At 61.5% G+C, this 13,628-nt stretch carries 15 protein-coding genes and 1 tRNA gene; 6 read left to right on the plus strand and 10 right to left on the minus strand.

What is annotated here, in order from left to right; all coding sequences use genetic code 11:
• Window positions 1-65: 65 nt before the first annotated feature.
• From AC1D0N_RS15235 to AC1D0N_RS15250, 4 genes are all read right to left on the minus strand, one after another.
• Window positions 66-2,186 (minus strand): ParB/RepB/Spo0J family partition protein, encoded by a 2,121-nt coding sequence (locus tag AC1D0N_RS15235; RefSeq protein WP_477245211.1) that lies wholly within the window; start codon window positions 2,184-2,186, stop codon window positions 66-68.
• 66 nt (window positions 2,187-2,252) lie between these two features.
• Window positions 2,253-2,642: a DUF2958 domain-containing protein gene (locus AC1D0N_RS15240; protein WP_477245213.1), complete on the minus strand. Its 390-nt coding sequence runs from the start codon at window positions 2,640-2,642 to the stop codon at window positions 2,253-2,255.
• Window positions 2,639-3,601 carry an ArdC family protein gene (locus AC1D0N_RS15245; RefSeq protein WP_477245215.1) on the minus strand — a complete coding sequence of 321 codons (963 nt, stop codon included), beginning with the start codon at window positions 3,599-3,601 and terminating at the stop codon, window positions 2,639-2,641. The genes AC1D0N_RS15240 and AC1D0N_RS15245 overlap by 4 nt, the downstream gene beginning before the upstream one ends.
• Window positions 3,602-4,237: 636 nt before the next feature.
• Window positions 4,238-4,468 carry a hypothetical protein gene (locus AC1D0N_RS15250; RefSeq protein WP_477245217.1) on the minus strand — a complete coding sequence of 77 codons (231 nt, stop codon included), beginning with the start codon at window positions 4,466-4,468 and terminating at the stop codon, window positions 4,238-4,240.
• A gap of 72 nt (window positions 4,469-4,540) precedes the next feature.
• Between AC1D0N_RS15250 and AC1D0N_RS15255 the strand changes: the two genes are divergently transcribed.
• Window positions 4,541-4,792, plus strand: a complete 252-nt coding sequence (locus AC1D0N_RS15255) for a hypothetical protein (RefSeq protein ID WP_477245219.1) — start codon at window positions 4,541-4,543, stop codon at window positions 4,790-4,792.
• Here the strand turns inward: AC1D0N_RS15255 and AC1D0N_RS15260 are convergent.
• Window positions 4,787-4,978, minus strand: coding sequence for a hypothetical protein (locus AC1D0N_RS15260; protein ID WP_477245913.1), 192 nt, complete (start codon window positions 4,976-4,978; stop codon window positions 4,787-4,789). The genes AC1D0N_RS15255 and AC1D0N_RS15260 overlap by 6 nt on opposite strands.
• On the opposite strand from AC1D0N_RS15260, the gene AC1D0N_RS15265 reads away from it, so the two are divergent.
• Together AC1D0N_RS15265 and AC1D0N_RS15270 are read left to right on the plus strand one after the other, a co-directional pair.
• Entirely contained in the window at window positions 4,886-5,122 is a 237-nt protein-coding gene (locus tag AC1D0N_RS15265; protein ID WP_477245903.1) for a helix-turn-helix domain-containing protein, read from the plus strand. The two genes, AC1D0N_RS15260 and AC1D0N_RS15265, sit on opposite strands and share 93 nt — an antisense overlap.
• On the plus strand, window positions 5,106-6,290 hold the full coding sequence (locus tag AC1D0N_RS15270) for a tyrosine-type recombinase/integrase (RefSeq protein ID WP_477245220.1): 1,185 nt from the start codon (window positions 5,106-5,108) through the stop codon (window positions 6,288-6,290). The genes AC1D0N_RS15265 and AC1D0N_RS15270 overlap by 17 nt, the downstream gene beginning before the upstream one ends.
• A gap of 136 nt (window positions 6,291-6,426) precedes the next feature.
• On the opposite strand, the gene AC1D0N_RS15275 is transcribed toward AC1D0N_RS15270, so the two are convergent.
• Window positions 6,427-6,502, minus strand: a tRNA-Ile gene (locus AC1D0N_RS15275).
• Window positions 6,503-6,635: 133 nt separating this feature from the next.
• On the opposite strand from AC1D0N_RS15275, the gene AC1D0N_RS15280 reads away from it, so the two are divergent.
• Window positions 6,636-7,346, plus strand: coding sequence for an SIMPL domain-containing protein (locus AC1D0N_RS15280; RefSeq protein ID WP_477245222.1), 711 nt, complete (start codon window positions 6,636-6,638; stop codon window positions 7,344-7,346).
• A gap of 230 nt (window positions 7,347-7,576) precedes the next feature.
• Here AC1D0N_RS15280 and AC1D0N_RS15285 read toward each other — a convergent pair whose 3' ends face one another.
• Window positions 7,577-7,930, minus strand: a complete 354-nt coding sequence (locus AC1D0N_RS15285; RefSeq protein ID WP_477245224.1) for a hypothetical protein — start codon at window positions 7,928-7,930, stop codon at window positions 7,577-7,579.
• A 247-nt stretch (window positions 7,931-8,177) separates the two neighbouring features.
• Window positions 8,178-8,624: a YcgN family cysteine cluster protein gene (locus AC1D0N_RS15290; RefSeq protein ID WP_477245226.1), complete on the minus strand. Its 447-nt coding sequence runs from the start codon at window positions 8,622-8,624 to the stop codon at window positions 8,178-8,180.
• A gap of 200 nt (window positions 8,625-8,824) precedes the next feature.
• On the opposite strand from AC1D0N_RS15290, the gene AC1D0N_RS15295 reads away from it, so the two are divergent.
• The gene (locus tag AC1D0N_RS15295; RefSeq protein ID WP_477245227.1) at window positions 8,825-11,014 is read left to right on the plus strand and encodes an OmpA family protein; all 2,190 of its coding nucleotides are present in this window, start codon (window positions 8,825-8,827) and stop codon (window positions 11,012-11,014) included.
• Between the two features lie 276 nt (window positions 11,015-11,290).
• Window positions 11,291-11,809 (plus strand): TIGR00645 family protein, encoded by a 519-nt coding sequence (locus AC1D0N_RS15300; protein ID WP_477245229.1) that lies wholly within the window; start codon window positions 11,291-11,293, stop codon window positions 11,807-11,809.
• Between the two features lie 17 nt (window positions 11,810-11,826).
• Here AC1D0N_RS15300 and AC1D0N_RS15305 read toward each other — a convergent pair whose 3' ends face one another.
• Both AC1D0N_RS15305 and AC1D0N_RS15310 read right to left on the minus strand, forming a co-directional pair.
• Window positions 11,827-12,693, minus strand: coding sequence for an SDR family oxidoreductase (locus AC1D0N_RS15305; protein ID WP_477245231.1), 867 nt, complete (start codon window positions 12,691-12,693; stop codon window positions 11,827-11,829).
• A gap of 265 nt (window positions 12,694-12,958) precedes the next feature.
• Window positions 12,959-13,621, minus strand: a complete 663-nt coding sequence (locus AC1D0N_RS15310) for a helix-turn-helix transcriptional regulator (protein ID WP_477245233.1) — start codon at window positions 13,619-13,621, stop codon at window positions 12,959-12,961.
• Window positions 13,622-13,628: the final 7 nt, after the last annotated feature.

The raw sequence follows: 13,628 nt of genomic DNA on the forward strand, positions 1-13,628 counted from the left end.
CCGCACACAAAAATGCCCGGCGCTCTTGCGAGTGCCGGGCAGCCAGATCATCAGCAAAGCCGAGGCTATTCGGCGGCGTCGAGTTGCTGCTCACTCTTCTCGTCGCTCCGACTGTCTTCGTCGTCGCCGGCGAGAAAATCGGGCAGCGCTTTGTCTGCCCCGTCCGCGTTTGACGCGCCCTCGACATCGATGTCGATGAGCCGCAACGGTTCAGGCAGCCAGCCACTGCCGGCGAGGAGCCGCTCCGCCTCTTTGGCCATGTCGTCCTTCTTGAGGTGGTCGACAAGCTGGGCTGCGCGCTCACCCTCACCCTCGCGAACGGCCTCGATAATCCGCGCCTTGGTGACGCGTCCGAGATAGTTGCCGACCGTCGGCCGCCAACCGGCATCAACCATGTCGAGGCCGACTGCCCGCGCAAGGTGATCGGCATCAGCGAGACGCTGCCGCACGCCGTGCGCCGAGATGGCTCCGTTGCCGTAGCGATCGGCCTTTTCATAGAGGGCGTTCACGCCGAAGGATACGCAATGGGCAAAAAGAGCGGCTCGCTCGTTGTCAGTGAGCGCCGCAAGCGCATCCCAGAGGTCGTCGACACCCCCAGGCAGACGGGTCTCCCAGGCCTCGTGGCGGGCTTCGATCGCGCGCGCGTATGGCGTGTCACGAAGCTCGGCAGATTGGGCCGAGAAAACCGTGCCTCGGACAGAGACTTCCATCGCGACACCCTGTGATCTGTAGCGGGAAAACACGTCGCGCACGAACTTGTGGAGCACGGCAACGTAGGCGGTCGCCGGATCGTTCGCGAGCTTGTCGCGTAGCGCCAGCGTGCGCTCGGCGGTCAGTTCCATGATCAGGCGATCCGGCAATGGCTTGATGCCATCGTCGTCATCATCCTGCGGCTGAGCTGGCTGGCCGCCTACGGTGATTACCGCCCGCTGGACCACGCCCGCTGTCGCCTCATCGTCAGTTCCCCCGGCCCCGGAGTCATTCTCGCGATCGGGCGCAACGGAGGCTTCGTCCTCCGGCTTCACATAGCCACGCTCGGCGAGAAGCGATCCATCCGCGTCAACGCTGAGAAAGACACCCGCTCTTGCAATGTCGACCGGATCGAAGTGGACGGGGCGCGCCTCTAGCGCACGAATGGCGGTTTCAAGCTCGCCAAACCGTTGGTCGATCTCATCCGGCAACTCGTCTGCCTCTTCGTATTCCGCCTGGAGCTTGTCGAACTCGTCACGCAGCGCGCCGAGCGTTGCCTGCTCCTCGTCGGTCAGGTCAACCGGCATGCCATCGAGCTCACGCAAGCCGTCCGCGGCGCCGTAGGGAAAGCTCACCGCGACTTCGATCCACTTCCAGCCCTCATTGGCAATTTCGTCAGCCATGACCTGGAGCTTTTCGGTGACAAGACGGTCGAGCAGCAGCGCGTCCTGGAGCCATCCGCCGTCATCCGACTGGAAGAGGTCACGCAGCACCTGGCCGCCAGCTGCCTCATAGGCATCGAGCCCAACGAACACGGAACGCTTGTCGGAAGCGCGGACAGTGTTCTCCGTCAACATGCGGCGGATCTGGTATGGCTCCTTCGACCAGCTGTTCTTGATCGCCTCCCACACTTGCTCCTGTTTCGCGTGATCGTCACTGACCGAGAACGCTTCGAGCTGGGCGATCGTCATGCCGTCGTCGGCATAGACATCGAGCAGCGCCGGCGACACGGCGGTGAGCTTGAGGCGCTGCTTGACGATGGTGACGGAGATGAAGAAAGCGGCGGCAATCTCCTCCTCCGATATGCCTTTGTCGCGCATGTCCTTGAACGCTCGATAGGCATCCAGCGGATGAAGTGGGGCGCGATCGATGTTCTCAGCCAGCGAAATTTCCTCCGCCAGGACAGCGTTGCTGCCCATGACACAAGGAACGGGTGCGGTCTTGGCAAGCCGCTTCTGGTTCACGAGCATTTCGAGAGCGCGGTAGCGGCGGCCGCCGGCCGGGACCTCGAACATGCCCGTCTCCTCGCCGCCGGCATCGAGCACTGGACGAACATGGAGACTCTGGATCAGGCCCCGGCGGGCGATCGAAGCTGCCAGATCCTCGATCGAGACGCCGGCCTTGATGCGCCGGACGTTGGTCTGGGCAAGCACCAGCTTGTTGAAAGGAATGTCGCGTGAGGACGACAAGGTGATCTTTTGAACCGCAGTAGCCATGGTGTTTTCTCCGCGACGGGCGCCGAGAGCCTTTCTCTCAGCCTTGAACCCGTCGCGAAAATCCCCTCAACCCTCTTCCTCTTTCGTCGCCGGCCATGACCCGGCGACCGCGCACAGAACGCGTTCACCCTCGTGGATGCTTCGCGCAGCGTGGGCAGTCTCGGCATAGACCGAGATCGGGAAGCGGCCAGCGAAAAGGAGATCGCGTTCAATCCCCAGGCCGAAGGCCAAGCGGACCGATTGCACTTCCAAGAGGCTGAAGCTGCCGAGTTCTGGACAGCCGAAACCGAGATCGGTCAACCCGAAAAGGGTATCGCCGTCTTCGTCGAGCTCGGTCGCGAGCCATGTGCCGGCGCCGACCGGATTGAAGAAGCGCACAGCCGGGACATGGTCCGTGTCACGGTCTCGGCCATTGGCAAGAAGACGCTCGCGCAGCTCTGGCGTCAGGAGGATCATGCCGCCCTCCTCTCATTGCCCGCATTGGCGTCAATCGGGACTGTCACGTCTTCGGGCAGGTGACCGAGGAGCCAATCGGCGGCCTTGCCGGCCTGACTGGCGGCGCGCACGATGGCACGATTGTCTTCCCGCAGTACTTGGAGCCAGGAGCCGATATAGTCGGCGTGCCGTACCGTAGGCACGATGCCGAGTGCGGCGCAGGAGAAGGCCGCACTGATCTCGGCGACCAGTTCCTCGAACGCATACTTCCTGGTGCCGAAAGATCCGGAGAAATCGCGGGCAAGACGAGATCGATGACCCGTCGCGTGACCAAGCTCATGAAGCGTTGTGCGATGCCAGTTGACCGGCTCGAAGAAAGCTTGCGGCGGCGGCACTTGAACATAGTCGCGGGCCGGCTCGTAGTAGGCGCTGCTTCCGCCGATACGGAAATCGATACCTGTAGCTTTGATCAGCGCCTCGACCTGCGGCTCAATCAATCTGGCATCAGATGGTGGAGCCGACACGGCGATCCCATCAGGCAGTCCTTCACATTGCGCGACGTTGAACACGGTGAATCGCTTGAGGAACGGGATCGCCTGCGCTTCCTCGTCTGTCTCTCGAATGCGCTTCTTCTCATCGTTCGGTACAAAGCGATCTGCGTACACGACGGTTGTGCCGCGCTCGCCTTTGCGAACATTCCCGCCGATCGAAAGAGCCTGGCGGAAGGTTAGCCAGCTTTGAGCCGGAAAACCGTGCTGGATCACGGCGCCCCAGAGGATAAGCACATTGATCCCGCTGTAGAGCCTGTTGGTGCTGGCGTTCCTGGGCAGAGATAGCGGCGCCTTCGCTGTCGCAGTCCCCCATGGCTGAACCCATGGAAAGCGACCTGCTTCCAGTTCGGCGATAATCCTATTGGTGATGTCGTCATAGAAATTTGTGCGGTCTGCGACCGAGCGGGTTCGACTGTTGTGACTAGACATCGCGGTTCTCTGCGATGGGCGTCGGAGGCCTCTCCTCCGGCTCTCAACCCATCACGGAAAACCCGTCCACACTCTCACTCTCTTTTCGCGGGAACGTTCAGCCGACGCGCAGGAGCACTCTGCCGTTGGCGCGCCGGCGCGTCAGCAAGGGCTATCACGTCCAAGGGCTCGCCGTAGGGTTAGCCAACGGATGCGGAAGTCATGGATCAGGGCGTTGTAGAGGATCGTGCATAGCAGCGTCTTGGCCGGTCACGACGAGAGGGATCTGCGCCGCTAAGACGTCATGGAAGAACCCAACACCCCATCGACAATGGCATTGAATCCAAGGTTTGCCTGTGAACCCGAACATACATGGCACACCATCGTCGTATCTCATCGACCTTCGCGCCGGCACCGCCGGCGCGCTAAGGAAGAGGAGCGTATAAACCGCAGTCCTGCGCGCGTCCGTAACAACGGACGATTGTCGCGCGTAGGATGGAGGAAATTCGCGCCCTCCGCTGACGGTTAACGGGACAGCCGTAGGAGCGTCAGCATAGCGCCGGCCGCAGGACGGGACGCGGGACCGACTGTCCCCGTCAGCGGTGGTCCGCATGTTGCGCCTATGATGGTAGCCGAACGGCAGGGTCGCGCGTGATTTCAAACGTCGATAGCCAGCCGCCGATCGGCGACGGTGATCTGCTTGCTGCCGCAAGGCATTGCGCCCCCAAACTCCTGCCGGGCATTCATCCGATTTGCACTCCACAGCCTCCTTTTGCCGAACGGCCTGTTGAGAGGGGTTCCGCTCAACGCAATGTTCCCTGAGTATTCCATCACACCCTCGCCGTTCAGGGGCATCTGCATGAAGTTAATTTGTTCGGGCAGCATCACGGTGCCATTTCGAAGGACTCCCACTTGTAGCAACCACCCGACGCGCGCCCCGACATTCTTAGGGCGACGCCTATGAAGAGTGACGCGATCTCTTACCCGCCAAGAGGCCTCTCTCGCATTGAGGCGGCACGTTATGTTGGTGTCGGATCGACGCTTTTTGACGAAATGGTTGCTGACGGGCGCATGCCGAGACCTAAACACATCAACAGCCGAGCCATCTGGGACCGTATTGCGCTCGACATTGCATTCACGTCGTTGCCCGACAAAATCCATGGACTGGAGGAACTCTTGGAGCGAAGCAAAAGGGAATCAAGAAGTTCATAGGGGATTTTCTTCTTGAATATACGCTGTCAGCGTAGTAAGATTGTCGCCTGCAGATGGTGTTACGTGGACGAGAATGAGAAGCTTGCGCGAGAAGTGAGAAACTGGCGGGCCAGGGAAGGGTTCACTGCCGAGACCGCCGCCAACGTCCTTGGTATCCCGAAACGGACGTTTGAAGGCATCGAACAAGGCAGAGGTTTCCCCTACCCGTTGCTGCTGCGCGCTGCCATGGAAAGCAAAAGCCCTTCGCCACGGGGGATGCCGGAGGATTCGCGGCACGCCGGGCATCGGGCGAAGAATTCTAGGAGGAAAATCGATGGCCAAGCATCCTGACTACCCAGGGGCTTCGTCGCGCGTCGTTAACGGCAGGGAGTACTGGCGATTTCGAGCCAATCGCCATGCTCGTCAAATAGCACTGCCCGGCCGGCCGGGCGACGAAGCTTTTGAGGCTGCCTATCTGCGTGCTGCCGAAGGTCGGGGAGGGAAGGCAGAAATCATAGACATGCCCGGCCGCGCCCTGCCGCGCACGTTTGGGCTGGCGGCTCGGCGTCTCGAAACCACGATGGAATGGGTAGAGTTCGATCCGGCCACGCAAGCAAAAAACGGCAGCTTGATAGAGCGCTTCCTCAATATGCCAGTTGACTCCAACCATGTTCTGATATGGCGCGACGTTCCGGTCGAATACATGGATGCCGACAAGCTCCGCACCATCATCGAAGGCATCTTCAAAACAAACCGCACCGTCGCCAAACATATGCTGGTCGCCGTCAAGAAGTTGTTGTGGGTGGCCATCGAAGTCGAGAAATGGATCAAGCCGCAAGATGATCCATCGCTGTCAATTCGTGTGCGTGTGCCCAAATCGACCAAGAATCCGGCTTGGCCAATTGCGATCCGAGAGAAGTACGAGGAACGGCATCCGATCGGTACGCCCGCTCGGACCTGCTATGCACTCGGCTTTTGGCTCGGCAACCGGCGCGGCGATATCGCCGATCTTGAATGGGGTGATCTCGTGACGGAGGAGATCGAACTGTTCGACGGTTCGCTCGAATTGATAGAAGCCTTCGATTTTCGCCAGAGGAAAAACCGCAACCGCCACGGCGGCAGGGAGATGTTCATTCCGGTCGTGGACAAGCTGGCGATCTGCCTAGAATCCCTTGACCGCTCGAAGGGCGGCACCGTCCTAAAGAACGCGTATGGAAATCCATTCTCGGAAAAGAGCCTAACAGGGATGATGCAGCACTGGACGCGGCAAGCGGGTATCGCCGACGGCTATACGCTTCATGGCCTACGTCGCACCTTCGGAACCTATCTGGCGGAATGCAATATCCAAGCGCGCGCCATCATGGACGCCATGGGGCATTCCTCGATGACGGTGACGGACGACTATGTGCGCGATGCCAACAAGAAGCGGATAGCCGTCGACATTGCGAGGGCGATCAACCTGCGTGAGGAAAAGCGCGACCAGATGAAGCAACGGACGAATTTGCGGATTGTTCGGTGACGAGAAATCGCGAAGTAACTACGGGAGGCGCCTTTGCCCGTATTCCGACAGTTCGCGTGCGCCGTGGGCAAAGCGTGGGCAAAGCGTGGGCAAGCCGTGGGCAAAGTCACATTTTTACCAATAAAATCAATGGTTATGGTGGGCCCGGAGGGACTCGAACCCCCAACCAAGCGGTTATGAGCCGCCGGCTCTAACCATTGAGCTACAGGCCCCACGCTGGCTGGATAATGTTTTTCCCGGGGCGGCACAAGGCTTTCCGGAAGGGCTGGAAGCGATCGCCCAAATCAGCACATATTCGCGCCCTACTTGGCAGGTGCGACCAGATCGCAGACCAAGGAGATTTTCATGACCAGATATCTTTTGCCTCTAGCACTTGCTGCCGCAATCGCTTTTCCGGCGATGGCCGGCGCTGCCGATTCGCTCCCATCACCCCGCATCATTGTCTCCGGTGAAGGCGATGCGACCATGGCACCCGATCTGGCACTGCTGACGCTGAGCGTCATGCGTGAGGCAAAGACCGCGCGCGCCGCACTCGATGCCAACAATGATGCCATGGCCGCCGTGATTGCGTCGATGAAATCGGCCGACATCAAGGAACGCGATCTGCAGACCGCCGGCATCCAGATCAACCCGCGCTACAACTACACCAACAAGCCGGACGGCAGCCAGGAGGCCGAGCTCGTCGCCTACCAGGTGACCAACACGCTTTCGGTGCGCATCCGCGATATCGACAAGACCGGCGAAATTCTCGACAAGGCGGTATCGCTCGGCGTCAACCAGGGTGGCGGCATCGCCTTCACCAATGAAGACCCGGCGGCGGCCATCACCGAAGCCCGCAAGAAAGCGGTCGCCAACGCCATGGCCAAGGCCAAGACACTGGCGGAAGCCGCGGGCGTCAGCATTGGCCGGGTGCTTGAGATCACCGACCAGAATGTCGCGCCAGCGCCGATGCCGATCAACGCCAAGGCTTTCGATGCGGCCGGTGCCGCGGTTCCGGTGCAGGCCGGCGAGAATTCCTATGCAGTGCAGGTTACCGTCACTTTCGAGCTGAAGTGAGTGGCACCTTCGAGCTGAAGTGACCGGCGCCTGAAACGTCAGTCATGAAAATGAAAAACCCCGGAGGATCGATCCTCCGGGGTTTTGCTTGAGCCACCCATCCGTGTGGAGGGGCTCATACTACTCCAGACTGACCTTCGGAGAAGGTCATGTCTCCGGACCGACCTTCGGAGAAGGTCATGTCTCCGGACCGACCTTCGGAGAAGGTCGTGTCCCGTGCCGATCTCGCTTTAGCGGTAGAGGATCGGGCAACCGCGCTCATTGGCAAACACGACCAGCACGCGATCGCCGTACTGGCGGCCCGCAACCTTCACCGTGCGGCGATTGATGTCGACGATGCGGGCGCGGTGCAGACCCATGCGCTCGGCCTTGTCGAGAGCACGATCCGGCGAGCAGAACCGGCGCCAGCCACGGTCGTCAGGGCGCCAGTCGCGGTCGTCACGGCGATGCTCGCGGCGGAAGAAACTGTCGTCGCCGTTGCCGAAGCCGAGATACAGGCTGTCGGCATGAGCGACGGGAATGGCGGCAAGCGTGCTAAGGCCGATCATGGCCGAAAGCGTCGCGGTCTTGATCACGTTGAACATTGTCTTCTCTCCTTGTTGAGGGGCTTTTTTGCCCGTCTTCGTCGAACCGATGGAGCGGAGAATGCTCCTTGCAGTCTGAACTCATTGCGAACCGGCTGTTCATTTTCGGTTAATCTGCGGGACGGGCGAACCCTGATGGAATTCCGGCCTTCCCCGTTTGCAAACGATCCTGAACCTCAAAAAAATCCGATCTCCCAAACGCCTGATTGTCCAAACGTTTGAGCGCAAAGTCTGTTCCGCAAGCGAGTCAGGGCTCGTCGTCGAGCATATGGTCGAAATAGTCCTCCGGCTCGGCAAGGTCGGTCTCGCTGGCGCTAACCCGGCCGCGGATCGAGATGCCGGCCTCGTGCACGGTCTCGGCACTTCCCGAAACCAGCCTGTGCCACCAGTAGAGGTCGCGGCCCTCGGCGACCAGCCGGTAGGCGCATGTCTTCGGCAGCCAGCTGATGGTGCGCACATTTTGCGGTGTCAGCCCGACACAGTCGGGAACACGCGCCAGCCGGTTGGCGTAGTCCGAGCAGCGGCAGGTCTGAGCGTCGAACAGCCGGCAGCCGACGCTTGTCCAGTAGATCTCGCCGGTGTCCTCGTCCTCGAGTTTCGACAGGCAGCATTTGCCGCACCCGTCGCAGAGCGACTCCCACTCGGTCGGGGTCATCGCCTCCAGCGTCTTGGTTTTCCAGAAGGGTTTGTCCATTGCGGGGATGTGGCCCGGGCTGGCGTCAAGGTCAAGCAGCGCGATGGTCGCAAATGCCGGCCGCACCATACGAAAAACACGAAATCGCCTTCAAAACGCCGGCCAAACGTCTTTCGTTGCCGGTAATGCCTGCAAACTGGAACCAATCCGGTTAAGGACAGTTTGGGCAGGGATGGGACCCCACAAGGAGAATTTCTGACATGAAACGCCAACCACGGATTCTGGCAGGCACAGCGCTTGGCCTGCTGATGGCATCCGCGCCGTTGGGCGCGTTCCCGCTGAACAGCGGTGCCACCTTCGCCCCGTTGCAGCGCACGGCAACACCGCTCATCCTGGCGCAAGCTGCTTGCGTCGAAGGTGAATCGGCCGAAGCCTGTGCCCAGAGGCAGCAGGCAGAACCGGAACAGAAGCCGGAAAAGAAGAAGGCTGAGCCTGAACAGCAGGCCGCGCCCGCGCAGAGCGAGCAACCCGTCGAGCAGGAACAGCCCCGCAAGAAGAAGCGGGACCAGCAGCAACAGACGGAATCGGCTCCAGCCGAGCAGGCTGCCCCAGCCGAACAGGCCGCTCCCGCTGTGGAAGAACAGCAGCCGCGCAAGAAGAAGCATAAGCAGGAGCAGCAGATCGAGGCAGCGCCGGCAGAGCAGGCCGCTCCTGCAGCCGAGCAGGCTGCCCCTGCAGTCGACGAACAGCCATTGAAGCCGCGCAAGAAAAAGCGCGATCAACAGCAGCAGATCGAGGCTGCCCCTGCGGAGCAGCCCGCCGAGCAGGCAGCTCCGGCAGTCGACGAACAGCCGATCAAGCCGCGCAAGAAAAAGCACGATCAGCAGCAGCAGATCGAGGCTGCCCCTGCCGAACAGCCAGCCCAGCCGGCGGCACCTGCCGAACAGATCGCACCTGCCGAACAGGCCGCACCTGCGAACGACAATGAGCAGGCAAACCCGCGCAAGAAAAAGCACAAGCAGGACCAGCAAATCGAGGCCGCCCCTGCGGAACAGGCGCCGGCCAAGACAGAAGCACCTGCCGGAGAGCCCATGCCGCAGGCCGAACCGCTTCCGACCGACCAGCAGGCGGCTCCCGTCGAGGGCGAACAGCCCCTGGATAAGAAGAAGCACGGCAAGAAACCCGTCGGCGAACAGCCGGCAACGGCTGAACAGCCCGCCACCGGCGAACAGCCTGTCACTGGTGAGCAGCCCGTCACTGGCGAGCAGCCGGTTCAGGGTGAAAATCCGGTTCAGGGCGAAGCCCCGACCGATCCAAACGCGGCCCCCATCCTGGACAGCCAGAAGGATGTCCTGCGCAAGCACAAGGGTGGTGGCAAGGACAAGGGCGGCAACCAGCCCGACCAGCAGACCGGCGAACAGGCGCAAACCCCACAGCCGGCTCCGGTCGATCAGGGACCGCCGCCTACCGACGACAAGGCAGCCCAGCAGGAGATCAAGCCTGAAAAGATCGTTCCGGTGACGGAGGAACAGGGCACGCGCGTCGAGCGCGCACCCGACGAGAATGTTCGCGACCGCCGGCGTCCCAAGGGCGTGGACGTGCTGAAGGAAATCGGCGACCGCGTCATTATCCAGTTCAACAACCAGACGATCGTCGAAAGCAATGACGGTCCGCGCATGAACCGCGGCGCCAAGGATGTCTATTACGAGGATCTGCCGCGCGGCCGCACCCGCGAAACCGTGGTGCGCGCCAACGGCACTCAGATCGTCACCATCCGCAACCGCAACGGCGACGTCATCCAGCGCTCGCGCATCACGCCGGACGGCCGCGAGTATGTGCTGAGCTATGTCGACGAGCGGCACTATGACGACGATAACGACTGGCGCGATCCCGGCGACGACCTGCCGCCGATGCGGCTCAACATCTCCCGCCGGGAGTACATTCTGGATTCCGAGGACGTCGAAAGCCCGGACGACTACTACGACTTCCTCGAGCAGCCGCCGGTTGAAAAAGTCCAACGCCTCTATTCGATCGACGAGGTGAAGCGATCGGCCCGCGTGCGCGACATTGCACGGCGCGTCGACCTCGACACACTCAACTTCGAATTCGGTTCGGCCTCGATTTCCGATACCGAAGTGCAGAAACTCGAGGGCGTCGCCAGCGCCATGGAGAAGCTGTTGAAGAAGAACCCGGCCGAGACCTTCCTGATCGAAGGCCATACCGACGCGGTCGGCACGCCGGTGGCCAATCTGGCCCTGTCGGACCGCCGCGCCGAGTCGGTGGCGGAGGCCCTGACCAACGCCTTCGGTATCCCGCCTGAAAACCTGACGACGCAGGGCTATGGCGAGGAATATCTGAAGGTCAACACGCAGGGGCCCAACCGCGAGAACCGCCGCGTCGCCATCCGCCGCATCACCTCGCTGGTGGCACCGGTGGCAAGCGCCAACTGACCAAGATGTGAACCGCGCGATTCGAAGAGATCGTTGAATCGCGCGGTTACCCACCCCAGATTCACGATAGGGCGTTCCCTGCCCTGTCCCGACTCCAGCGGGACACATGAGCCCCGCCGGCCCTCCCGGCGGGGTTTCTGTTTGGAACGACTGCCCTTGCAAACGGTGTCGGCCTGCCCGAAATACCGCCCTCAATTCACCCCACCCAAGAATTGCCTGGCGATTTTGGAAGAAGGGCGTGCATAAGCCTAGAGAAGAAACAACCGGAACCACCTTATGAAGCGTCTCGAACTCGCCATTGAATCGATCATTCTCGCTTCGCGCTGGCTGCTGGTCGTCTTCTATCTCGGACTGGGCTTGGCGCTGGCCATCTACGCACTGTCCTTCGGCAAGAAGCTCTATGAGTTCGTTCTCATGGCCTTCACGCTCGGCGAGACCGACACCATCCTGAAGATGCTCAGCCTGATCGACGCGGCTCTGGTCGCCTCGCTGGTGGTGATGGTCATAATCTCCGGCTACGAAAACTTCGTCAGCCGTTTCGACGAGAATGACGGCGAGGTTCACTGGCTGGGCACGATCGATGTCGGCTCGCTGAAGGTCAAGGTCGCCTCGACCATCGTCGCCATCTCATCGATCCACCTCTTGCAGGTGTTCCTGAACTCGGTCTCCTACACCACCGACCAGTTGATGTGGCTGACCATCATCCACCTCGCCTTCGTCCTCTCGGCATTCATGCTTGCCTATATCGACCGGCTGATGGGCCTGGGCAAAGCCAAGAAGGCCAGCGAGGAATGACGCCAGCGGTGGTGCCGCTAGTAGATGCCTTTTATCTTCGTGCTCGAGTTCGCAAACACTTCGTCAGGGACAAAGAAGTCGCCGGCCAGCGGGCCGGTTGCGCCTGGCGCATAGACTGAAAAGTCGCTGACGCCCTCGGCGCGCAGCACCTCCTCGTCAATGTAGAAATTGCCGGTCGCCTCGCGCGACGGCCGCATCAGGATCGCGTGCGCGGCATCGGCCATGATGTCGGGCGAACGGCTCATTGCCACCACTGTCGCACCGCCCAGAAGATTGCGCACCGCCGCCGTATCGATGGTCGAGATCGGCCACAGCGAATTGACTGCGATGCCGTCTTTTGCGAACTCAGCGCTCATGCCCAGCGTGCACATCGACATGCCGAATTTGGCCATCGTGTAGGCAACATGGTTCTTGAACCACTTGGCCTTCATGTCGAGCGGCGGCGCCAGATTCAAAATATGAGGATTTTGTGCCAACTTCAGGTGCGGAATGCACATTTTGGAAACCAGGAAGGTGCCGCGCGTGTTGATCTGGTGCATCAGATCGTAGCGCTTCATGTCGGTCTCCAGCGTGCCGGTGAGCTGGATGGCGCTGGCATTGTTGATGCAGATGTCGATGCCGCCGAACTTCTCCACGGTTTTTGCCACTGCTTCAGCGACCTGCGCCTCCTCGCGTATGTCGCACAGCATCGGCAGCGCCTTGCCGCCGGCCTGCTCGATCTCGTCAGCCGCGGTGTAGATCGTGCCCGGCAGCTTCGGATGTGGCTCGGCGGTCTTGGCGGCGATCGTCACATTGGCGCCGTCGCGCGCCGCCCTGAGCGCAATCGCCAGCCCGATGCCGCGCGACCCGCCGGAGATGAACAGCGTCTTTCCCTTGAGCGACATGTCTTGGCACCTCCCTAGCGACATCACCGAGGCGCGAACCTTTGCGCGGCCACAATGCAGTGCGCAAGGCCCCAACGCATGCAAAGCTGATTACGCTGCGTAGGGTTGAAAGCGATGGCGGGATTAGGTCTGCTGAGATTCAGGTCAGGCCGCGCCGAAAATGGTGGCTTCTGAGAACCGGAGCGGAGCGTACTTAAGTACGTGAGCACCGGAAGTGCAGGAAGTCGCGGTTTGCAGGCCGGCCTCACCTGAACATCGGCTGAACCTAAACCAGCACCAGGCCCTGCCGCATGGCGATGGCAATCGCGTCGGTGCGGTTGGCGGCGCCGAGCTTGATCAGGATCGCGGCGACGTGGAACTTCGCCGTATGCACGGAAATATTGAGCCGCCGCGCGATGACCTTGTTGGGCGCGCCCTCCGCCAGCAGCGCCAGCACCTCGCTCTCGCGCGGCGAAAGCGATGGCCTGGATGAAACGCCGTCGAGCGTTTCATCTTCGAACAGGTCGCCATCGCCGTCATGGAAATCGTCACGCCGGTCGGACAAGGGACGGCCCTCGCCGGAAATCCGGTAGCCCGCCGCCGCCAGCCGCACGGCTGCCGCGATCAGCAGCGCGTCCGCTGCCGCCGGCAGCACGGCAAACACCGCACCCGTCGGTCGCACGCGGTTTGCCCCCGGCGAGAGCAGCACACGCGGTATGTGTGCATCAATGCCGCTGCCGCTCAGCGCGTTTTCCGGCGCGTCGCCATCCACGATGGCGACATCAGCCGTCTCGCCGCCGCCGACGACAACCGGCAGCAGATCGTCGCTCATGGCGAGCGCAGCAGACAGGCGCTCGGCGCGCGCGGCATCACCGAGCGCGATCAGCACCGTCAGCCGCCGCCCCATGATCCCGGCACTTGCGATTCCGTCAGCCTCGCTGCCTGCCATCGATCCT

It is taken from the genome of Mesorhizobium sp. P2_E10 (assembly GCF_056404235.1).